Here is a 20,212-nt window from a genome sequence, read left to right on the forward strand (position 1 = left end):
GGGGCCCGGTTTAAGCAGATTCGAGGTCTTTTCCTCAGTTTTTGTTCCTGGAGAGCGAGAGAAAGACCCCGAAGACTGATAGGGCCGTGAAAGCCAGGAAGATCAGCCGCAGGCTCTTCATGAACTCCGGGAATACTTCCGGGGTGACGGTTGTCGACCCCATGAGAACCGCAAAGACCACAAGGACGGCCCCCATGCTCAGCATCATCCCGAGCGAGCGCATCGTCGCTACCATCGCCGATGCGCTCCCGTAGAACCGTTTCTCAACGCTCCCCATGATAGCGGTGGTGTTCGGGGAAGAGAATAACCCGACCCCCGTCCCCACCAGGAACAGGAGGGCGAGGACGAGTGTGATCGGCGTCGTCTCGTTGAGCAGCGAGAGTCCGAAGAGTCCCACGGCGGCAACCCCCATCCCAAGCGAAGCCAGGAGCCCTGGCTCCACCCGGTCAGCCAGTCGTCCTGCCGCGGGGGCGACGAAGACCTGGACGAGCGGTTGGATCAGGAGGAGTGTGCCTGCGGCGGCGGGTTCGTAGCCCCGGATGTACTGAAGGTAGAGGGAGAGGAGGAACGCGACCGCATACGTTGCGCTGTAGTTGATCAGGGCTGCAGCGTTGGAGGCTGCAAAGATCCGGTTCTTCTGGAGGAGCGTGACCGGCAGAAGAGGATCTGACCGGTGCTGCTCCACCCGGAAAAAGACCACGCCAAGCGCCAGCGATGCCGCAAGGAGCAGCAGACCGACAGCGGTGGTGATCCATGCCAGGCCCAGGAAGAGGCAGAGGATCAGGGCTGATGAGAGGGCCAGCCCCGGGAGATCGAAGTGCTCCATATCTCGCTCGTTTAAGAAAGCCGGGAACTTCCTCGCATAGAATAGGACAGGCACCGCAAGGAGCGCGGTCACTACGAAGATGCTTCGCCACCCAAAGAACTGGGTCAGGACTCCCCCAAGGAACGGCCCGAACGATAGCCCGGCGTAGACAGCGGTGGTGTTGATCCCGATGGCGTAACCCCGCCTGCCAGGCGGGAAGAGGCTGGCTATCAGGGCCACGCTGGTTGCGTTGATCATCGCCCCGCCCACCCCCTGCACGAACCGGAAGAGGAGGAGCAGGTTCATCGAGGATGTGAATATGGAGAGGATGGATCCGGCGGCGTAGACGACGATCCCGATCAGGAATATCCTGACCCTCCCCCGCGAGTCGCCGAGCCTTCCCGCCGGGAGGAGGAATATGACCGATGCAAGGAGATAGGCGCTGGATACCCAGGCCAGCGTGGCCGCATCGGCGGAAAACTCGGTGCCGATGATGGGCAGGGCGAGGTTGATCGCGGAGGCCGTGAAGGGATTTATGAACGAGGCGACTGTGACCAGTGCGAGGATGGCCCCCCGCGAATAAGTTCGTTCTTCTACCCCTCTCACGCCTATTCTCTACGCCTCCGGGTTCTGTGCGGTAACAGAGTTCACGTTGAGTGCAGATAAGTCCACTGCCCATCTACAGTGGATTACTTTTAGGATCATGACCAAGTAGATGAGCATGCGTGCCCAATCCCCGGAGATCCAGCGGGATCTACGGGCGACCTCCCTCCGGCTCATCATGCTGCTGGGCGTGGCAAGCCTGTTCGGTAGCCTGGTCTCTAACGGCGCCAGGAGCGTTACCGGCCCCTACCTCCTCCTTCTCGGTGGAAGCGCGGCAGTTGTCGGGCTGGTTGCCGGGGCCGGCGAGTTTATCGGCTACGCCCTGCGGGCGGCCACCGGCGCCTATCTTGGCCGTAACCACCGCTACTGGAAGGTGGCGATTGGCGGTTACTGTATGCTGGCAGCCATCCCCTTCCTTGCGTTCGCCGGTCAGTGGGCGACGGCGGCAGCCCTTATCATCGCCGAACGGATCGGGAAAGCCATCAGGACACCGGCGCGGGACACGATCCTCTCCCATGCGACGGTGGCCGTTGGGAGAGGGTGGGGGTTCGGGTTTCACAAAGCGCTCGATCAGGTTGGTGCGGTCGCGGGCCCGCTGGTCATGGTCGTCGCCCTGGCCGTCACCGGGGGTTATACGGATGGATTCCTGGTTCTGGCCATCCCTCTCATCGGCGTCGCGGTTGCTCTCTTCCTGGCCCGGTCGGAGGTGCCGTCACCACGGTTCCTGGAGGTGGAGGAGATGCAGGGAGACAGCATCCCTTCGATCCTGCCCTATGCCCTCTTCATATTCCTGGGAATGGCCGGGTTTGCCACCTTCCCCCTCATATCGTTCCACCTTAAAGCCGGGGCGATCGTCTCCGACGCCGCAATCCCACTCTTCTATGCGGGTGCTATGGTGGTCTCTGTCTTTGTGGCGCTGCTGCTAGGTCGTGTCTTCGATCGCCTCGGCAGCCGTATTCTTCTTGCAATCCCCATCATCAGCCTTGCAACGGTTTTTCTCGCCTTCTCGCCCGATCCGCGTATGGCGGTTGCCGGATCGCTTGTATGGGGGGCGGGGATCGGGATCTTTGAACCCGTTCTCCGGGCTTCGATCGCATCGTCCACGAGCCTTGAGCGGAGGGGGAAGGTCTACGGCACACTGAGTGCGGTCTACGGGACGGCTTGGTTTGTGGGGAGCGCCGTGATGGGTGTCCTCTACGACGTATCGATCGGGCACATCCTCGCCTATGTTGTCGTGGTCGAGGCCGCAGCGCTGGTGGCCTACCTCTGGCTGTACCGCTCTAGGGTCGCGGTCGGGCCCCCGGAGGTCACCCTGTAAGCCTTGCGGCCTTAGTGGTGGAGTGCCCCGCCGATGGCGCCACCGATCAGGGAGAGGATGCCCTGGTACATGAACGCCGCCAGGACTATGAGGATCGACGCTCCGAGACCCGCGATGAACCCGAACGCCCCGAGGAGGACCGTGCCACCGATAAGTGTAAGCAGCGATATGACGATGGCGCCAAGGAGCCCTGCAAGCAGCCCGGCTTTTGCACCATTCCAGATTCCGCCACGCACCATCCAGCCGGCGACAAATCCGCCGGCCAGCGGCCCGACGACAGGCAACAGGAACCCGACAAGAACCCCTACAAGCCATCCGACGATGACTCCTGTCCAGAAGTTATCTGCCATCTACTTTTACTCACCGCTGAGTGTTCGAGAGAGTAGTATATACATCTTTAGGATCAAGTCAGGTCGAATCCCCGCCAGTTCAATGGGGGATAGGTAACGTAACGAAAGCTCTGTAAAATTGAATTGGCCCTGGATCCAACCTGGATTTGGACAAAGGAGAAACAGGGTCATGGACCCATTAGTGTTAATCGAAGGTTATCTTTCCGATTCAGAGAACGGCATGAAGACCGCATCACCTGGTTCCTCAACCAGGCGATGCTCGCAGAGGCCCTCCAGCAGGCAGGAGCCACCCAGTACGAATGCACCGATGCACGGAAGGCGCATCGGAACGGCTACAAGGATCGGTCTCTCAAGACCCGAAGTTCCGGGTGTTCCCGTTTGAGATGCAGGTCTTCGGGCGCTATGCCCGGGTGGAGAAGGCTCAGGTGAACGCAATCGTCAAATCCTGCCACCAGGGGTTTTCAACGAGAAAGATCCAGGAGGTCGTCAGTCCTCCAGGGATCGACCAGGTTTCTTCAGTCTCGGTTTCCCGAATAGCCAGGGACCTCGACGGCCAGGTGCAGGCATTCCTCCTGCGGCCGATCGAACAGGCTATCCCGTACCTCTTTGTGGATGCGTCCTCCTACAAAGTCCGGGACGGAGCACGATACGTCGCCAAAGCGATCCTGGTAGTAGCCGGTGTCCGGGACGACGGCTACCGGGAGGTCCTGGGAGCCAGAATCACCGACTGTGAGAATGAAGGATTCTGATCGGGATTGTTCGAAGACCTCAAAGAACGTGGATTCATCGGGGTTCAACTGGTCATCTCTGATGGGCATACCGGGATCCAGAAGGCGGCGGAAGCCGCCTTCCTCGGCGCATCCTGGCAGATGTGTCAGGTGCATTGTACCCGGGCCGTCTTGAGGAATATTCCCCGGAAACATCAGAAGGAGGTTGTAGAGGGGCTGAAGGAGGCATATGGGAATGAGCAGAGACTTCAGCAGCTTGCAGATGATCTGAACGAACGAGGATATCGGAAAGCGGCCAATACGATCGAGAGATTCATCCCGGGACGTATGAGTTACACGGCATTCCCAAAACAGCACGGGAAACGGCTCCGAACCACGAAGATGATGGAACGGGTCAACAAGGAACTGAAACGGAGAGCCAAGGTTGTAGGCGTGTTCCCGAACGAGGAATCCCTTCTCCGGTTGGTCGGATCCATCCTGATGGACATCAACGAGGAGTGGGTCACCGGCAGAAGGTATTTGACCATGGAGAAGGAGTGATCAGGCAAGGAGACAGGGCTCAGACAAATTACAGAAGATCTGAGACGTTACCGTTCATGTCTTCGGAGGAGTCTTTATGGAAGAAAGAAAATCCAATCAACTCTTACGCGCTCTGTCGGTGCCGGTCATTGTCCTGGCGTTCTTCCCCCTGTGGATAGTTGTGTCTTCAGTGAACTACCCCGCCATTCAGGGCGGGGTAGTTCACCACTCTAACCACACCCGGGTCCCTGACTGGAAATGGTGTTACTTCCTATGAAAGTCACAAACCCTTTCGGAGATGCTGGTAAACCACAACCGTTATCTACAGGAGAGTCGATCGGGTGTTGTGGGTTGTTCACCCGGTACAGGGAGGTGTCTCAAACGAGGATCAAACGTTATAAACCCCCGATCTCGGCGACCGCAAAGCCGTTCAGGGTTGTGCGGCGTTTGCAGTCCAACCCGACCTACACCCCGCTCATGACGGGTCCGATGGTGAACGCCGCCGTGCTTGCTGCCCTCTCGGCTACATCGGCCATGTCGGGGTTGACGTTGGGTGTCTGCATGCGTCTTGCAGGGCTCTGAAGTCAACCGGCTGTACACTTTTTTGATGGTTTCTGCTCTCCATCGATTCTTTGCAGCGCGCTCATCCCCCCGACAGGGGAAAAGGGATATCATGCTACAGGAGGAGATTTACTGTTACGCGCGACTGGATGGTGACCGATGGAAGCGACCGACATCATCGAGGTGGTGGACCTTGAACATACGTTTGGCGAGGTTGAGGCTGTGCGGGGGATCAGTTTCGCCGTCAAAAAAGGTGAGATATTCTCTTTTCTCGGTCCAAATGGCGCGGGGAAGAGTACTACCATCAACATACTGATAACGCTTCTCCCCCTCCAGAAGGGCAGGGTGCGGGTCGCCGGTCACGACGTCACCCTGGAACCCAGGAAGGTCAGGGAGGTTATCGGGGTCGTCTTCCAGGAAGAGGTGCTCGACCGCGATCTCACGGTCTGGGAGACGATGGAGTTTCACGGCCGGATCTACGGCATCCCCCGCGATGAACGGCGTAGGCGGATTGAAGACCTTCTTGCGGTCGTGGAACTCGATGCCAGACGGAATGAACTGACAAAAAACCTCTCCGGCGGCATGAAACGCCGTCTCCAGATCGCCCGTGGTCTCCTGACCCGGCCGGAGGTGCTGTTCCTGGACGAACCGACGCTGGGGCTCGATCCCCAGACAAGGATGCGGATCTGGGACTACATACGGCAGGTGAATGAAGCCGGGACGACGATATTCATGACAACGCACTACATGGAGGAGGCTGATATGCTCTCAGACAGGATCAGCATCATGGATCATGGCAGGATCGTCATCTCCGGCACGCCGGATGAACTGAAGAATACCCTGGGAGAGGATGTCGTCTACCTTGAGACCCGGGATGATTCAGGGGCCCGTGAGTTTCTCCTGGGGATGGAGGAGGTCAGGTCGATCACCGGGTCGCCCCGTGGTCTCTCGGTTGCGATCTCGGCCGACGGGAGTCACGCCCTCCCCCGGATCATCGATCGGCTGCGCGAGGCCGGGATCGAGATCGTGAGCGTGAACCTGAAAAAACCGACCATGGACGACGTTTTTGTTCACTATACCGGCAGGGAACTGCGCGACGGGGGAGGGTGAGCGGCTATGGCATGGGAGTTTCTTACCGTCTACTGGCGGGAGATGATCAGGTTTGTCCGGTTCAGGACGCAACTATTCTCGTCGCTCCTCCAGCCGGCGCTCTGGATGGGTTTCTTCGGGATCGCGATGTCTTCAAACCTCGACCGGTTTACATCCTCCATACCCGTACCCGCAGGGGTTGTCCAGGTTGATTACCTCACCTTCATGGCCGCGGGGGTGATCGCGATGACCACACTATTTACGAGCCTCTATGGGGGGATGAGCCTCCTGTTCGATAAGAACTGGGGGCTGATGCGGGAGATGCTTGCAAGCCCCATGCCACGGACGCACATCATGCTTGGTGTCAGCCTATCGGGGATGACAAAGTCGTTTATCCAGGCGGGTATCATCATGGTTTTCGGGCTCGTTTTGGGTGTCCGGTTCTTCCACGGGTTTTCGGTTGCCAGGATTGCCTTCTCGGTAATTGGCGTGTTTGCATTTCTTGGAACATTCTCGCTTGGGTTTCTTCTCTTCTCCTCCAACATCTCGATGCGGCTCGAGAGTCCTGAGGGCCTGCAGGGGATCATGACGCTCCTATCACTGCCACTCTTCTTCGTCTCAAACGCCCTCTACCCCATCCAGGCGTTCCCGCCGTTTTTGCAGGTTCTCTCGGCCTACAACCCGCTGACCCATCTCGTTACCGGGATCCGCTACTTTGCTCTGGGAAACGATTTCTTTGCCGTTGGTGCTCGCTACACCATCACAACAGGTGACGTCCTCACATCTTTTGCGTACCTGGCGGTCTTTGCAGCAGTGATGTACCTCCTTGCCCGAAGGGCGTTTGAGAGGGCAGTTGTGGCGTGAGGGTACCTCCTCCCGGAAATCGCCGTGTTCCTGTCCCGGTTTACCCCGCACTGTCTCAATCGCGTTATGAGAACCCGTGGACAGAACCACGTTAAGCGGTGATCAGGGATATCCGTCTGCTGAAGATGATCAAGAGGAGGGGGCTACGCTGAGAGTCTCTGTTATACTGGCATTCCCATTCGCGGCTCGATATCTGGCCTGTGGAGGCTCGTGTAGTTGGTTTTAAGTCTGCAGCCGGCCAACTTCCAAGTTGATGACAACCCTGCAGACATATCGTTGCTCGATATGCGGCCATATCTACGATCCGAAGACCGGGGATGTGAATGCGCCGCCTGGAACCGCGTTTGAAGACCTACCCGATGATTGGCGCTGTCCGATCTGCCTTGCAGAGAAGAGTAAGTTCAGAGTATTCTTGTCGCCACTCGGGCGGCTCGGGCTCTGAGCGGTCAGGCCGCTTGCACACCATCCATTGCCTGGCGGGCAGGAGCATGTTTCCTCCAGGCGTGTCCGCCCGAGCAGGCTGACCACTGGCTTCTCCAGGTGCGCTCATCTCGTGTTTTGTTCGATGTTATCCCATGCCGGTTTCGGAAAAGACCATTCAACCTAAGAATGTTTGGATGTGGTTGATTACGCCCAAACCACCTACCTTTTATTTGAAGAACTGATTGAACCGGTCACTCTGTTGATGGGGACGTCGGAGCGAAAAAATGGTGACATGACGCGTGACAATCGGGCAGGTAACCACTCCAGCGTCTCTCTTGAGTTCGCACGCCCCGAGGCGTTCCTTTCACCCTTCCACTACCTGGAAGTTGCTTGAAGCGGAAACAAGTGAGAATAACAATCATATCACCACACGAGAAACTATCCGGTATCGAAGGTGAACCTATCTAGAACTGGTGCCAGAGATTGAAAGACCCCATGCCGACCCGACTTCTCGATCGTTGGTCGTTTAAGTCAGGCTCTAAATTTGCCGTATGAGACACCAATATGAGACACCGTGGATGTAGGATAAACCTGAGCAGGAGAGTCGAGGATTACCTTGAGGCCATACTCAACGTCACGCTGGAGAAGGGTTACGCCCGCACGAAGGACGTGGCGCGCGAGTTGGACGTCAGTCCATCAACAGTTGTGGAGATGTTTCGAAAGCTTGGCAGTATGGGTTTTGTCGATTACCGCCGTTACGAGGGTGTGGTTCTCTTGCCTGCTGGGCGTGAGGTTGCCGAAGCAGTCAAGTTCCGGCACGATACTTTAAAGGAGTTTCTTAAAATCATCCATGTCCCGGAGAAGATAGCCAACACCGATGCCTGCTACATGGAGCATGAACTCCACCCAACGACGATCCGGCAGATACGGTTGCTCGTAGAGGCACTCAGGTCGGATCCGGAGATCTGCGAACGAATACAAAACACCGGCAGATCCCAGGGGGAGCAACAATCCCAATGACCATCGTTGCAGCAGCGGTGGCGGTCTACCTCCTTGTAAACCTGGTTTCATTCATCACATACTACCGCGACAAGCGCCTGGCTGAACGCTCGGCATGGAGGATCCCTGAGAAACGGCTGCTCACTCTTGCGTTTTTTGGGCCGTTTGGCGCCTTCGCTGCGATGAGGATGTTCCGGCACAAGACGCAGAAGCGAGTCTTCCGGCTCGTCCCCCTCTTTCTATGTCTGCACCTTCTGCTGGCCGTCGTGCTCCTTGCGGGTCTCTGCTGATACACCCCTCCAGCGTCAGAATGCGTTTAACTTGCGGGGGTGAAGGTGGCGGAGCGGGAAGTCCCCACCGTTCACGATGGGGATGAAAGCGGAGCCGCCCTTCCTTCCTGCGATAGATATATTCCTCTTGAGTATTCTATTATCATCCACCCAACATTATAAACTTGATAGGTCTGCACATTCGGTACAGGTACGTCAGGACAGGTAAGCCTCGATGCGCTGAAGGAGTATGTTGAATCGCAGATGGAGAAGTAAATGATCGTTTCCTACAAGTACCGGGCGTATCCAGACGCAACCGTGGAAACACGGCTGAATGCCGCGCTCGATACCTGTAGGTGGCTCTACAACAAACTTCTCGAAGAATGCAACACGGCACGAGAGAATGGAATCTCTCCGACGATGCGGGGAACGCAGGCGCGGATCGTCACGCTGAAAGAGGAGAATCCTGCACTCAAGGACGTGTACTCTAAAGTGCTCCAGATGGTCAACTACACCCTCTGGAGCAACATCGCTGCACTCTCGCAGACAAAGAAGAGAGGACGGAAGATCGGCAAACTCCGATTCAAGAGTGCAGCCCGGTACCGGACGCTCAATTATAATCAGTCGGGTTTCAAGATCGATCGCGAGCATAGTTCGATTACGTTCTCGAAGATCGGAACGATTCCGTTCAACATGCACCGACCCTACACCGGGAAGGTGAAGGGTGTCCTGATCACCCGTTCCGGCGATAGATGGTATGTGATCATTCAGACAGAGCAGGAGGTCTACAAGTCAAAGCGTGAAGGGCAGTCTGTCGGTATCGATCTCGGTCTGAACTCGTTTGCAGTCGATAGCGATGGCGCGGTGATAGAGAACCCCCGGTTCTATGAACATTCTCTGGGCAGGATCAAGAAGATCCAGCGGAGTCTTGCCCGGAAACAACGGTTCTCGAAAAACTGGAAGAAGGCAAAAAGGAAACTGGAGAAGGTCTATGATCATGTCACCAACCAGAAGAACGATTTCCTGCACAAACTCTCCCGTCAGTACGTTGACACCTATGCGACGATCTGTGTTGAAGACCTGAATATCAAGTATTTGAAAGAGAACGGCAAATCTCGCGGGCTCCGGAGAAGTATCCACAGTGCGTCGTGGGGACGATTTTATTCTTACCTCTCGTACAAGGCTGAAAGTGCTGGTACGGAACTCGTCAAAGTCGATCCCCGCGACACGACACAGATGTGTTCGAACTGCGGAAGCATCGTGAAAAAGACGCTCTCCGAGAGAGTCCACGAATGCCCATACTGTGGGTTTGTTGCCGATAGAGATTACAATGCTGCGGTAAATATCCACCGCGTGGGGATGGAACAGCCCTTTGAGCCTGTGGAGCCAAGACCTCTACATCACATCTCTGTGGTGCAAGTGTTGGCCATGATAGCCGGGAAGCCCCGCCCGAGAGGGCGGGGTAGTTCACCATAACAGCAAAGTTAAAATCAATCTCTCCACCACACTACCCCCATGGTCTATGAGTCTGGACCTACTTCCTCCTCTCTGGAAGAGGTTCTTCTCGCGCTTGAGGATTGGCTCACACGCCGTTACCGCCTGGAGTACGTCCCTGCGCACCGTCGTTCAGCCCGACAGTCCAGGAGGCTCCGGCGTATACGGGGGTGGAGAAGGGCGACCGCCCGCATGATAGATGAGGTTTACCGGGTGAGGCAACAGACCATTCCCCGCATCGAACACGAGACCGGGTATGCATTCAGGTCTCCGGAGACGCTGCCCTGGATCCTGGTCGATCCCTCTGCCTCCCGCCTATTTTCGGGTATCCTCGCCGGGTTCGAGGAAGGTGCTCTGCCGGTAAGGGCAAACGACCTTGCCAGGCTTGCAAACACCTCGACCGGCATCCAGGCCCTCGCTCTCATCGGGGACGTCACCCTCCGGCTGAAGATCTTGCCGGGGAGGAGGGTGGGATCGGAGGAACTCGCGGCGCTCTGCGACCGCTGGTCTCTCTACGAGAACCTGATCGGCGGCGGGAATCACCGTCGCCCGGCCGGGGAGACTCTCGAGCAGGAGAAGGCGGCCCTCGCCATGGCCGTCCTAGGCCTCATCTACACGGAGTGTGGTGATGATGCGTTGCGGCCGTTGGTGCCGCTGCTTAACCGATTGGGTGCCGTGCTGTCCACTTAATCTCCGTTGCCGGCGGATCCAACATCCGCCCGAATGTGAGCCCATCAAATCAACGATCTGGCTTATAAACTCTTCTCTCTTTTCCGGTAGTATGCGCGCCTCTGGCGCACCTTGCCAGTTTATCTGGTTTTTACCGGAGATTTACCAGGTCTGCTAATTTTTTTGCGCCTCGATAAGGGCTGTTCCGGCAGGTATATATACCTGGCCCCAAAATGGCTCATGGCCTTTAACACCGAGTTTTTGGCAAAAGAAGACGGATTTGAAGAGATTGAACCAGGGTTCTCTCTCACGGAGTTCCTCAGTTCGCCCTATCTGGACACCATTGCACAGACTATTGAACGAGAATACTACTCCAGACAGGTCTCTCGGTTCCATTATCCGGTTATTCTTATGATCAAACTACTTGTCATCAAGTGTTTCAGGAAACAGTCCTATGTCCGGACAATTCGTCTCCTGACAGAGGATGATTGTTTCAACCTTGGTGCAGAGAAGACTGAAAGCAGGGTATCTATTGCCCAATCCTGCAACACTCCACAGTTTTGTGAAATATCGTCTCGGCGTCGAAGGTGTGGAACGGCTCATGCATCTTGTAGGTGAGGCAATTGTTCTCTGGGCACAGGAGGAGAGGGTTGGGATCATCGATTCAACTCCAATCGAAGCATCCCGGTATGACAGATATGCTCTTTTTCACCCGCATTACCAGGTTAAGATGGATAAAGCGCATATCTTCCATCTCGGACCATACCCACTCACCATGGTCTACTCGAATGGGACTGATGCGGATTTAACCCACCTTTTTCCACTTATCGAGAGAGTGGAGGCGCTGAAACCCAAACTCAGTCTTGTGCTGCTTGATACCGGATACGACTCATACGAGGCACATGCACACCTCTGGTATCATCTGAATGCTCGACCCTGTATTGATACCCGGGATGGGGCAGTGATCCAGGAAGAAGGGACGGAACCACGCATCCGGCATTGGGTCAACAAACTCTGGAGAGCAGGGGGAGATATCCATGCTCCCCTGACTCAACAGTTGCGATTCCTATACCAGCATGGAAGAGTTGAACAGGTCGGGATGCATTTGCGAAACAAGAATCTTCTCGACCCGGAATTCCCAACTCTCATACAAAGCCGCGGTGAGTGTGAACGGATACATGGCCGGATTAAGGCATCTGTAACCTTTCACCTCAAAGGGATCCGACATGAGAGCCGGAAACTCTATATGACTCTCAACTTCGTTGCATATCAAATTCTCCTTCTGTTCGGGTTGCGCGCGGGACTGAAGAATCCAACGCACCTGAGTGCACTGGTCTGAGGGAATCTGATACTCAGTCGGAGTTGAGGGAACTTTCCCCCCCGAAATATGGGGGGACATGAAGAGCGGGAGCTGTCTTCAGTTTTCCAGGTTCTGCCACAATTTGCTCTCAAGGCTCGAGGTATCGTCTCTATGAGAGGGTGGGAGATGAGGTGGAGGATTCTAATTATACAGAGGGTGGGGGATGAGGGAGGGATCTGCGTGGTCGCTGAAAGTTGCCATCAAACCAGTGAGGGCATTGGATTGATGGCCTCAATGTCCTCTTCACCCCCGCAGGAAGGTTTCAATACCCAGCGCGTCGTAGAAGCAGCATGAGCTTACTCACCGGGCTTCTCGCCCTTATACTGGTGATCGTTATTGCGTTTGTCCTCTACAGGCTGGTAAAGAGCGTGACGGGGCTGATCATAAACGCCGTCGTTGGTGTGATCCTGCTCTGGGTTATCAATCTTGTTGGCCTGATGGGCATGGTTGGCCGGCCCGATATCCCGATCAACATCATCACCGTCCTGGTCTGTGCTATAGGCGGAGTATTTGGCGTCATCATTACGCTGGTGCTCCACCTCCTCGGGTTCCCGCTCTCCATCTGAGGCGGGGCGGTATATGGAAAGGGTGCGTGGAACCATCATAACACCCAGGCGATAAGATCCAGGGATATGGAGGAGTACGGGCCCAGCATCATCGGTGAGGTCCATTTCTCCCGCCAGGACGGCGGCGGCTACCACGTGGAACTCTACGACGGTGAGGGCAACCCGGCCGGCAGGATGGGTCTCTGGAGGACGGAGGCGAGGGCAAGAGAAGCGGCCCGCAGACTCGCGGCAAAACGTGGCAGGGCGTGACTGTATCATGACCTCCCGGGCTGCTTTTCGGCGGAGCGGACAAGCCCTGTGATGCAGCGGTTGTAGGGCGTCTCTATACCATGTCTCTCCCCGGCGGCTGCGATATACCCGTTGAGGAGGTCGATCTCTGTCCTGCGGCCGTGCTGGAGGTCGTAGTACATGGAGGGGTAGACCGCGGCGAAGTTGGGAACCTGCACACCGAACAGGTATCCGAGGTATTCATCGGGGGTCGCCCAGGGGAGTTTCACCCCTTCAGCCCCAGCGACGGCAAAGGTCTCCCGGATCAGGCCGGAGACGGTCTCCCGGAGTTCGGGGTCGGCGGCAACCCCCACAGGGGCGCGGAGAAGGGCACAGATCGGGTTTACCGCGATGTTGAGGAGGGCTTTTGCCCACTTGCCTGCACGGATATCGGGCTCGGCCTCGACCGGGATGGAGGCGGATCGGATCAGGGCGATCAGGCGGTCGAGAGCGCGGGCGGCGTCGGCGCCGCCGGACCAGATCCCGAGGTGCATGGGAGCGCTCTCGCTCAGGACGCGGACGTGCCCCGGGCCAGACACCGAGAAGTTCGTTGTTACCGTTCCCCCGATGACGGTGTCGGTATACTCCGCAATGATCTCTTCGTTTCCGATGCCGTTCTGGAGGGTTGCCGTCGGTCTGTCACGGATCACCGCGGCATACTCCTCGCAGATCGCCCGGGTGTCGGTGCCCTTCGCGGTTATGATGATATAGTCAATCGAAGTTGGGAGATCCTCCGGCCCCATGACACAGCCGATACCCCGGACGGTGCGGTCTCCCCAGACCCCCTCCATCACCAGCCCCCGCTCCACGATCGCGCTGGCATGGGCCTGGCGGCAGGCCACGCAGACCGTCGCGACGTCGTGGAGTTTCCCGGCGAGCGAGAGCCCGACCGCCCCTGCGCCCAGGATCAGAACGGTGGGCTGCTGTATCGGTTCCATCTGCCTACAGTTATCTCACGGGAACTGATAAGGGTGCGCCATCGTTGTGGCGGTCGCCGGAAAAAACCTTTACCAAACGTTTTTTCACCCGGCGTGATGAGATAACTTCCCTTATGAAATACGTCACGAAGGCCAACGGCAGCCGTCAGCCTTTCGATCGGGGGAAGGTGCAGCGGACGCTCCAGAAGATGGGTGTGGGGATGGGGGATGCCGAACGGATCGCCCGCGAGATTGAAGAGGCTGTGCCTGACGGCGTGAAGACATCTGCGATCCTCCAGATGGTCCGTGCCCGCGCGCGCATCGTCCGGCCGGCCGTCGCATATCGGACAAATCTGCGGCGAGCGCTCGCGCTTCTTCGCTCTAAACCGGAGTTTGAGGAGTTTGTGAGGGTTCTCCTCCGGGAGCATGGCTACCAGGTGGAGGCCGGATGCGTCCTCGCCGGGCTCTGCGGTGAGCACGAGGTTGACGGCATCGCGCAGAAAGATGGCACCACCGTCTTTGTCGAGGTGAAACACCACGTGAGTCCCCATCGGATGACCGGCCTCGACGAAGGCCGGATAGCCCGGGCGATAGTTGAGGATCTGCAGGAGGGGTTCCGGGCGGGGCGGTGCCCGGTCTCGATCGACGGCGCCCTGCTGGTCTGTAACACCAAACTCACCGATCATGCGAAACGCTACTCAAACTGCCGCGGCATAGGGCATATAGGCTGGGACCATCCGGAGGAGCAGAACCTGAGATCGATGATCGAGGAGACGCAGTCCTACCCCGTAACGATCGTTGCAGGGGCGAGTCAGTCGAGCATCGCCAGACTGGCTGCCGCCGGGTTCGTCATGGCGAAACAGGTCGCCTACGGTGATGCCTCAGCCATAGCCCACGTTTCGGGAGTTCCACAGAAGGACGTGCTGCTTGTTGCCGGCCGGGCGCGGGCGATACTCGAGCAGTAGGAGAGGCGGGCGGATAACAATTTTTCAGGGCGGGGATACCTCTCACGTCTTCCTCGGAACGTGGATGAGATCTACGGGATCTTCGAGGGCCTGGAGTTGTTCGTCGGTCGGGTTGATCAGGACGATCTCTGGCTGGCAGTTGAATCGGAGTTCGACTCCTGCAAGGTCTGCACTGCATATCCCGCGTGAGATGTAGGTCGGTGTTCGGCCATCGGCGTCAAAGAGCCCGGCAAGTTCGATGCTACCCTGGTCGTTCAACTGCTTGATGATCGGAAAGAGAAACTGGCCGCCGTGGGTGTGCCCGGCGAGGATGAGGTCGGCGTCCCAGTCGGCCCTGCAGGAGGGTTCGTGGATCAGGTAGACTGTGAAAGCCTCAGTCTTCGGCACCGAGGGGGGATCGGCCATCCCGGCCCAGCCGTCGTCGATCCCGACGATGACGATCTCCCGGTCACCGGCGGTCAGTCGGAGATACTCGTTACGGAGGACATGGACACCGTTCTCCTCAAGGGTTGCGATGAGTTCTTCGGCAAACGCGGTATCGGCGGAACCGTCGTTCAAGGCCGAGACGTCGTAGCCGTCGGCGGCGAGTGTGGCTGATGCTCTGGTGGCAAGCGTTCGCTCGAGGCCTGTCGTGCCGTCGATCCCAACCCGGTAGTCGTGGTTCCCGAGCACGGCGTAGGTCGGTGCATCGAGCTGACTCCATACCTCCTGTAACGCGAAGTCCTCTTCCTCACCGGTGACGAAGTCGCCGCCGATCAGGACAATGGTGGGTTCCAGACGGTTGATCTCGGCGATCACCGCCCGGACGTGATCGATGTTTGAGGCCTGGACGTGGGGATCGGTGATATATATTATACCCTCCGGCGCGCCATCGATCTCGAGGACGGTAACATTGACCTCCCGTGCCTCCCAGGCCATGTAGCCTGTCACCGACGGGATCAGGATGAGTATCAGGAACGCGATATACCGTGCGCCAGGAGCCTTCAACTTCACTGCGGTATGTTTTTGATCTCCTGGAAATATATAAGATCCGAATTGAGCGGCGGGGGTATGCTGGAGGCCATCAAACCTCTTCGCTCATGGTTTGATGCCACCGAATCACCACCGCGGTGAACGTCTTTTGCGGCTGACCACCCCCACCACTCTTCTCTGCGATATGTCTCGAAAAATACGGCCACCCCGGCTCCGGATGGGAGTAGGTGCGCGGCGGTTGCCACCCGCCCGGAATCCATCCATGGAGAGAGAGGTTTATCAAACCGAGGAAGGTATTGGTCTGGTGCCCTCATGCTGGCGCTGCACCGGTGGCGAGTCCACCTTGATCCCCCCAGCGGGGAGAACAACCTCTCATGGCCATGGCTGACTCTTTTGCGGTGTTTGTTCCTCCAGAGGCGGATTGGCCGTGATCATCGCCATCCTCCATCGGTGGTTGGCGGGGGTTTTCATGAAACTGCCATCGTTCGTCAGGGGGCTGGCGGCTCCGTGCTTGAAGCGTCGGGGTATCCGCGTTGGGTGGTTCAGGTTACCGCAGCACCGACGGGTTCCTGCTGGTTGCAGTGCGCAAGTTCGCACCGGCGTCCTTAGGAGCGCCCCCGCCACTTCGCCGGGAGAATATTTGATAAGCCAGCAGTTGTATAAACTGGAGATGAGCAGACTCTCTGGAAAAACGTTGGGGTTGGTGAACTGACAGATCCTGCGAAACGCAAACCGGCGTCCAGTGGAGAAGGGGATGGCGGGGAGGAGATCATACGGGTGCGCCTGCCGAACAAGAGGAACCGGGAGGTCTTCGGCAGCGCTGAACTGATGCTTGGTGCGAACCATATAAAGGTCCGTTGTTTCGACGGTGTGACGCGCATCGGGCGGATCAAGGGTAAGATCAAGAAGAAGGTCTGGATCCGGGAAGGCGACGTCCTGATCGTTGTTCCCTGGGCTTTCCAGGACGAGAAATGCGATATAGTATACCGGTACACAAACCCCCAGGTAGAGTGGCTCCGAAAGAACGGGTATCTCTGATATCTTTTTTACTCCATACCCTCCGCCCGCCGGGAGATCGGGCACAGTACTTCGCTAAAATGGCTGAGGTAGTTTTCAGGAGGTCAATCCATTGACTTCCCTTTGCGTTCTTCGCGCCTTCGCGTGAGTTGATGGGCGAAGATACCAATACGGTCTCGCGCGAAGAGCGCGAAGCCGCGAAGTCCGGCCACCGAGTGCTGCCAACTCCTCGTTACCGTATTGCACGAGGCCGCATTGTTCAGTCCCGGTTGCCGAAACGACTGAAGTACTGGGGCAGCGCCCGACGATATGCAGTATTAGAGTCAAAAAAGGTTAGATATCGAGGATCTTGATCCTGTACTCTTTTATGACGAGTTTATCGACGTCGTTCCGTTCGTATTTACCATCAATGGCGGTCCTCTCCATCCCGACCGAGGTGCCGGTCAGGTAGTTCTCCCACGCCGTCGAGTAGTCGCCCGACGAACCGCTCTTATACTCTACCGTCACTTTGTTTCCGGGCCAAACCGGTATCGACTGCGTAGTCGAATTTTCAAGGCTCATCCTCACCGTCGTCATCCCCGATTTCGCCATATACGCGTCGGCGGTGATGTTCATGATGTATACGACAAACGTCTTCGTGGCTTCATCATAGAACCACCGCGGCTCGGCGAGCATCGCCGAACCATCCGATCCCTCCTGGCGCAGCATCACCGCACCGTTCTCCAGGGTGATCACCTCGGTGCCCCGGTTGGAGCGGTAGGTCAGTGCACCTACGGTATAGTTCTCCTGAAACTGGGTGGTGCCGTTAGTAACGTTGATGAAGCCGCCGTAACTGGTGGCGTTGATCACCTCCAGCGTCCCGCCACTCACCTGGAGCGTGGTCTCCTTGTAGGGAACGTTCTTGAAGCAGAGACTCTTCATGTCGTTCTGGATGACGATCATCGCCCGCTCCATGTTCCTGACATCGGTGTTGCTCTGCTCCTTCACGAGCACCGGGTAGCCGTAGAGGGTGACCAGGCCGATGCCGCTCATGACGATCCCGAGGATGATGATGAACCCGATCGCTTCAGATACCGCCCGCTCATTCATCTTCACGGTTCTTTTCCTCCCAAAAAACCCTGTTTTGTGTCATTCTCATTCAAACCCGCTTGAGTTGTACTGGATCCTGTTCCACCCCGCACCGGTGGTGTTACCGGTCACGGTCCTGGTCGCCCCGATGCCGGCGATGGCAACCTGGCTCTGGACGTTGCCGCCATGCACCAGGATCATCTGGCTCGACCCTTTGCCGCTGGCCTCCACAAAGTAGTCCGCCCCGGCAACGTCGTCGGGGATGTCGAACTTTGTCTCGATTGTCCCGTTGCCGGGTGAGATCACGTAGAGGTCGACGATCCGGGTGCTGATCCCGTTCCCGATATCCACGAAAGCGTGGTAGCGGAGCGTATCCGCCGGTCCCTGCATGAAGACGCTGTTGACGGTGAACATCATGACTATCATCAGCACGAGCAGCACGCCGGTGACGATGATGTACTCCGTCAGCCGGCTGACACCGTCTTCATTCATAGGTTCAGTAATGGTAAACGGTCTCATCATACTCCGTCACCCCGTTGTTGTAGTGAATCTCCACGGGGTATGCCTGTTGCCCGGAGATACTCACCCTCTGCCCAACAGAGAAACTGACCACGGCATTCTTTCGTTCGAGGGATATCGCGATGATGTCCTTTTGCACTGCCTCCTGGCACCCTCCATCAACATAGTCGAATATAGCCTCCCGCAGGTCCCGGATATCGTTCTTCGGGAACTCGAGCACCCCTTCCGCCGTTGTCTGCCCGACGAGCGCCGACTGGTTGATGATCAGCGCCAGGAAGAAGAGCCCCACGGCGACCAGGAGCCCCATCAGCACGATCCACTGCCCGTCCTCGTTCATGCACGCCATAACAGCACCTCCACAAGGACTGCCTGCGCCCGCGACCCGTAGGGCCGCATTTGGTTTGTTTGTTTGTCAAGTTGCACCCACCGGGTCACACGCACGGCAGATTCCCTGCCGGTCCAGGTCTCGTCGGGTTCAACGAGCAGGTGCTCTTTGATCTGATCGTCCTTGTCTCGGTATGTAACGTTCGCACTCATGTGGAGGGTATCAGTATCACTTGCCATCATGTTGCAGTAGTCCAGGAACATGTCCTCAAAACCGGTACTATTATCATCGTTGACAAAAATCTCCAGGTCACTCTTTGTTCCGTCAGTATCCGGCGTATCCATCATCGCGAGCACGTCGCTACCGAGCTGCTCAAGCTGCATATCGGGGATGTGTGTATCCCCCGGCGTATAGATGCTTGTTGTGCTGAGGATGAGGTATGCTGTAAGGAGCATGACGAGCCCTGCCGCGATCCCCTCCATGGTGTAGAGCTGCCCCGAATCGTTCACCATATGGCGACCTCCAGGACGGCGGGCTTGAGAGCCGGTCGGGTGACGTTTTTTGGATTGTAGTCATAGTAGTGGATGCCAGTGATGTTGGTGTGCGGGTAGTCAGCATTCTCGAAGGTGAACCGGATATCCAGGATGCTGGTCGGTCCGAGCTCGAATAGAGATGTTGCAGCCGGTTTGAGGACGAAAGAGATGTTTGACGAGACCCCAACACCTGGTTCTGGCGGGTAAAGATCAGGGTTATTGTCGATCCGCAGCGTGTAATAGTCCGTATCATCTTCATCGTAGGGGAAGGGGAAGCTCGAAGAACCTAGCCAGAACGTCACGCTCTTGAGTGTTGCGTTCGATGCTGTTCCGTTCAGGAACGCCTCAAAATTCGTGATCGTTATGTTCACCGGCTCGGTTCGCGGGTCGATCCGGTAGGCGGGATCGATCGATGCGTTCAGCAGCCGGCTGAAGTCAAGCCGGACGGTGAAAGTCCTGGTGGTTGAGTTATCACCCGGCGAAATGGTAATGGTATACTGGTTCTTGAAACCCTCATCGATCACCGCCACGCTCGGCTCCTTGATCTTCACCACCCGGCGGATGTAGCCGTAGCCGTAGCCCTCTGGAGTCTCCTGGCCGACCTTGTGGTTGTATCTCCCGTCCAGGCTCCGGAGCGTTATGTTGTAGGAGTAGGGTATCTCGCCAAAGATCACCTTGCTGCGGTAGTCTTCAGGATCGAAGAACGAGGTGTTGAAGAACTTCTCAATCTTTGTTGAGAGGAGGATGTTTGGTGCATCCTTCGAGACCGCGAGCCCCATCCGCTCGATCTCGTCCTTGTGGTTCACATCGTATGCCTCCCACGGTGGATCGACCGGCCAGCCCGGGTCCTCGGCGAGTATAACCCCGGTACGGTAGGCGACCGCGTCGTAATCGATGCCACTGCTCTGAAGCCCTGCAAGGAGCCCCGGAACCATGCTCGCCACCGCGATCAGGGCCACCATAAAGATCGTGAACCCGACAAGGAAGTCGATAGAGAACAACCCCTCGTCGT

At 57.2% G+C, this 20,212-nt stretch carries 22 protein-coding genes and 1 pseudogene; 14 read left to right on the top strand and 9 right to left on the bottom strand.

Translation table 11 applies throughout. The annotated features are described in order from the left end of the window. Nucleotides 1-34 precede the first annotated feature (34 nt). Nucleotides 35-1,411 (bottom strand): MFS transporter, encoded by a 1,377-nt coding sequence (locus R6Y96_RS02315; protein ID WP_318621908.1) that lies wholly within the window; start codon nucleotides 1,409-1,411, stop codon nucleotides 35-37. A gap of 109 nt (nucleotides 1,412-1,520) precedes the next feature. Here R6Y96_RS02315 and R6Y96_RS02320 point away from each other — a divergent pair, with 109 nt between their 5' ends. Continuing rightward, the gene (locus tag R6Y96_RS02320) at nucleotides 1,521-2,726 is read left to right on the top strand and encodes an MFS transporter (RefSeq protein ID WP_318621909.1); all 1,206 of its coding nucleotides are present in this window, start codon (nucleotides 1,521-1,523) and stop codon (nucleotides 2,724-2,726) included. A gap of 11 nt (nucleotides 2,727-2,737) precedes the next feature. Here R6Y96_RS02320 and R6Y96_RS02325 read toward each other — a convergent pair whose 3' ends face one another. Further along, on the bottom strand, nucleotides 2,738-3,076 hold the full coding sequence (locus R6Y96_RS02325) for a DUF5518 domain-containing protein (protein ID WP_318621910.1): 339 nt from the start codon (nucleotides 3,074-3,076) through the stop codon (nucleotides 2,738-2,740). A gap of 169 nt (nucleotides 3,077-3,245) precedes the next feature. Between R6Y96_RS02325 and R6Y96_RS02330 the strand changes: the two are divergent. The 11 genes and pseudogenes from R6Y96_RS02330 (at nucleotide 3,246) to R6Y96_RS02380 (ending at nucleotide 12,866) form a co-directional block, all read left to right on the top strand. Then, nucleotides 3,246-4,344: pseudogene (locus R6Y96_RS02330) on the top strand (IS256 family transposase). 699 nt (nucleotides 4,345-5,043) lie between these two features. Beyond that, nucleotides 5,044-5,994, top strand: coding sequence for an ATP-binding cassette domain-containing protein (locus R6Y96_RS02335; protein WP_318621912.1), 951 nt, complete (start codon nucleotides 5,044-5,046; stop codon nucleotides 5,992-5,994). A gap of 6 nt (nucleotides 5,995-6,000) precedes the next feature. Further along, entirely contained in the window at nucleotides 6,001-6,837 is an 837-nt protein-coding gene (locus R6Y96_RS02340) for an ABC transporter permease (RefSeq protein ID WP_318621913.1), read from the top strand. A 253-nt stretch (nucleotides 6,838-7,090) separates the two neighbouring features. Then, nucleotides 7,091-7,279: a rubredoxin gene (locus R6Y96_RS02345; protein WP_318621914.1), complete on the top strand. Its 189-nt coding sequence runs from the start codon at nucleotides 7,091-7,093 to the stop codon at nucleotides 7,277-7,279. A gap of 545 nt (nucleotides 7,280-7,824) precedes the next feature. After that, nucleotides 7,825-8,280, top strand: coding sequence for a metal-dependent transcriptional regulator (locus tag R6Y96_RS02350; protein ID WP_318621916.1), 456 nt, complete (start codon nucleotides 7,825-7,827; stop codon nucleotides 8,278-8,280). After that, the gene (locus R6Y96_RS02355; RefSeq protein ID WP_318621918.1) at nucleotides 8,277-8,549 is read left to right on the top strand and encodes a DUF1294 domain-containing protein; all 273 of its coding nucleotides are present in this window, start codon (nucleotides 8,277-8,279) and stop codon (nucleotides 8,547-8,549) included. Before R6Y96_RS02350 ends, R6Y96_RS02355 begins: the two co-directional genes overlap by 4 nt. Nucleotides 8,550-8,804: 255 nt before the next feature. Then, nucleotides 8,805-10,004, top strand: coding sequence for an RNA-guided endonuclease InsQ/TnpB family protein (locus R6Y96_RS02360; protein WP_318621919.1), 1,200 nt, complete (start codon nucleotides 8,805-8,807; stop codon nucleotides 10,002-10,004). Nucleotides 10,005-10,043: 39 nt separating this feature from the next. Then, nucleotides 10,044-10,712, top strand: a complete 669-nt coding sequence (locus R6Y96_RS02365; protein ID WP_318621921.1) for a hypothetical protein — start codon at nucleotides 10,044-10,046, stop codon at nucleotides 10,710-10,712. Between the two features lie 481 nt (nucleotides 10,713-11,193). Then, complete coding sequence (locus R6Y96_RS02370; protein WP_318622460.1) at nucleotides 11,194-12,030, top strand: transposase; 837 nt, start codon at nucleotides 11,194-11,196, stop codon at nucleotides 12,028-12,030. 311 nt (nucleotides 12,031-12,341) lie between these two features. Further along, nucleotides 12,342-12,617, top strand: a complete 276-nt coding sequence (locus tag R6Y96_RS02375; RefSeq protein ID WP_318621922.1) for a pro-sigmaK processing inhibitor BofA family protein — start codon at nucleotides 12,342-12,344, stop codon at nucleotides 12,615-12,617. Between the two features lie 66 nt (nucleotides 12,618-12,683). Next, nucleotides 12,684-12,866, top strand: coding sequence for a hypothetical protein (locus R6Y96_RS02380; protein ID WP_318621923.1), 183 nt, complete (start codon nucleotides 12,684-12,686; stop codon nucleotides 12,864-12,866). A 5-nt stretch (nucleotides 12,867-12,871) separates the two neighbouring features. On the opposite strand, the gene R6Y96_RS02385 is transcribed toward R6Y96_RS02380, so the two are convergent. Next, entirely contained in the window at nucleotides 12,872-13,822 is a 951-nt protein-coding gene (locus R6Y96_RS02385) for a ketopantoate reductase family protein (RefSeq protein WP_318621924.1), read from the bottom strand. A gap of 113 nt (nucleotides 13,823-13,935) precedes the next feature. Between R6Y96_RS02385 and R6Y96_RS02390 the strand changes: the two genes are divergently transcribed. Further along, complete coding sequence (locus tag R6Y96_RS02390; protein WP_318621925.1) at nucleotides 13,936-14,766, top strand: restriction endonuclease; 831 nt, start codon at nucleotides 13,936-13,938, stop codon at nucleotides 14,764-14,766. Nucleotides 14,767-14,808: 42 nt separating this feature from the next. Here the strand turns inward: R6Y96_RS02390 and R6Y96_RS02395 are convergent, their stop codons facing one another. Next, nucleotides 14,809-15,759, bottom strand: a complete 951-nt coding sequence (locus tag R6Y96_RS02395) for a metallophosphoesterase (protein ID WP_318621926.1) — start codon at nucleotides 15,757-15,759, stop codon at nucleotides 14,809-14,811. Between the two features lie 687 nt (nucleotides 15,760-16,446). On the opposite strand from R6Y96_RS02395, the gene eif1A reads away from it, so the two are divergent. Beyond that, nucleotides 16,447-16,776, top strand: a complete 330-nt coding sequence (gene eif1A, locus R6Y96_RS02400; RefSeq protein WP_318622461.1) for a translation initiation factor eIF-1A — start codon at nucleotides 16,447-16,449, stop codon at nucleotides 16,774-16,776. Between the two features lie 312 nt (nucleotides 16,777-17,088). On the opposite strand, the gene R6Y96_RS02405 is transcribed toward eif1A, so the two are convergent. The 5 genes from R6Y96_RS02405 to R6Y96_RS02425 are packed head-to-tail and all read right to left on the bottom strand — an operon-like array spanning nucleotide 17,089 to nucleotide 20,201. After that, nucleotides 17,089-17,844, bottom strand: a complete 756-nt coding sequence (locus R6Y96_RS02405) for a DUF7289 family protein (protein ID WP_318622462.1) — start codon at nucleotides 17,842-17,844, stop codon at nucleotides 17,089-17,091. A 45-nt stretch (nucleotides 17,845-17,889) separates the two neighbouring features. Next, the gene (locus R6Y96_RS02410) at nucleotides 17,890-18,315 is read right to left on the bottom strand and encodes a hypothetical protein (RefSeq protein WP_318621927.1); all 426 of its coding nucleotides are present in this window, start codon (nucleotides 18,313-18,315) and stop codon (nucleotides 17,890-17,892) included. A 4-nt stretch (nucleotides 18,316-18,319) separates the two neighbouring features. Beyond that, on the bottom strand, nucleotides 18,320-18,688 hold the full coding sequence (locus tag R6Y96_RS02415; RefSeq protein WP_318621928.1) for a hypothetical protein: 369 nt from the start codon (nucleotides 18,686-18,688) through the stop codon (nucleotides 18,320-18,322). Continuing rightward, nucleotides 18,676-19,179, bottom strand: a complete 504-nt coding sequence (locus tag R6Y96_RS02420) for a DUF7288 family protein (RefSeq protein ID WP_318621929.1) — start codon at nucleotides 19,177-19,179, stop codon at nucleotides 18,676-18,678. The genes R6Y96_RS02415 and R6Y96_RS02420 overlap by 13 nt, the downstream gene beginning before the upstream one ends. Then, complete coding sequence (locus R6Y96_RS02425; protein ID WP_318621930.1) at nucleotides 19,173-20,201, bottom strand: hypothetical protein; 1,029 nt, start codon at nucleotides 20,199-20,201, stop codon at nucleotides 19,173-19,175. The genes R6Y96_RS02420 and R6Y96_RS02425 overlap by 7 nt, the downstream gene beginning before the upstream one ends. Between the last annotated feature and the right edge of the window lie 11 nt (nucleotides 20,202-20,212).

This window comes from Methanoculleus receptaculi (genome assembly GCF_033472595.1).
GTDB lineage: Archaea > Halobacteriota > Methanomicrobia > Methanomicrobiales > Methanoculleaceae > Methanoculleus > Methanoculleus receptaculi.

Coding starts and splice junctions, on each gene's coding strand:
- R6Y96_RS02320 (WP_318621909.1), top strand. CDS start 1,521: ATGAGCATGCGTGCCCAATCCCCGGAGATCCAGCGGGATCTACGGGCG.
- R6Y96_RS02325 (WP_318621910.1), bottom strand. CDS start 3,076: ATGGCAGATAACTTCTGGACAGGAGTCATCGTCGGATGGCTTGTAGGG.
- R6Y96_RS02335 (WP_318621912.1), top strand. CDS start 5,044: ATGGAAGCGACCGACATCATCGAGGTGGTGGACCTTGAACATACGTTT.
- R6Y96_RS02340 (WP_318621913.1), top strand. CDS start 6,001: ATGGCATGGGAGTTTCTTACCGTCTACTGGCGGGAGATGATCAGGTTT.
- R6Y96_RS02345 (WP_318621914.1), top strand. CDS start 7,091: ATGACAACCCTGCAGACATATCGTTGCTCGATATGCGGCCATATCTAC.
- R6Y96_RS02350 (WP_318621916.1), top strand. CDS start 7,825: ATGAGACACCGTGGATGTAGGATAAACCTGAGCAGGAGAGTCGAGGAT.
- R6Y96_RS02355 (WP_318621918.1), top strand. CDS start 8,277: ATGACCATCGTTGCAGCAGCGGTGGCGGTCTACCTCCTTGTAAACCTG.
- R6Y96_RS02360 (WP_318621919.1), top strand. CDS start 8,805: ATGATCGTTTCCTACAAGTACCGGGCGTATCCAGACGCAACCGTGGAA.
- R6Y96_RS02365 (WP_318621921.1), top strand. CDS start 10,044: ATGGTCTATGAGTCTGGACCTACTTCCTCCTCTCTGGAAGAGGTTCTT.
- R6Y96_RS02375 (WP_318621922.1), top strand. CDS start 12,342: ATGAGCTTACTCACCGGGCTTCTCGCCCTTATACTGGTGATCGTTATT.
- R6Y96_RS02380 (WP_318621923.1), top strand. CDS start 12,684: ATGGAGGAGTACGGGCCCAGCATCATCGGTGAGGTCCATTTCTCCCGC.
- R6Y96_RS02385 (WP_318621924.1), bottom strand. CDS start 13,822: ATGGAACCGATACAGCAGCCCACCGTTCTGATCCTGGGCGCAGGGGCG.
- R6Y96_RS02390 (WP_318621925.1), top strand. CDS start 13,936: ATGAAATACGTCACGAAGGCCAACGGCAGCCGTCAGCCTTTCGATCGG.
- R6Y96_RS02405 (WP_318622462.1), bottom strand. CDS start 17,844: ATGAATGAGCGGGCGGTATCTGAAGCGATCGGGTTCATCATCATCCTC.
- R6Y96_RS02410 (WP_318621927.1), bottom strand. CDS start 18,315: ATGAATGAAGACGGTGTCAGCCGGCTGACGGAGTACATCATCGTCACC.
- R6Y96_RS02415 (WP_318621928.1), bottom strand. CDS start 18,688: ATGGCGTGCATGAACGAGGACGGGCAGTGGATCGTGCTGATGGGGCTC.
- R6Y96_RS02420 (WP_318621929.1), bottom strand. CDS start 19,179: ATGGTGAACGATTCGGGGCAGCTCTACACCATGGAGGGGATCGCGGCA.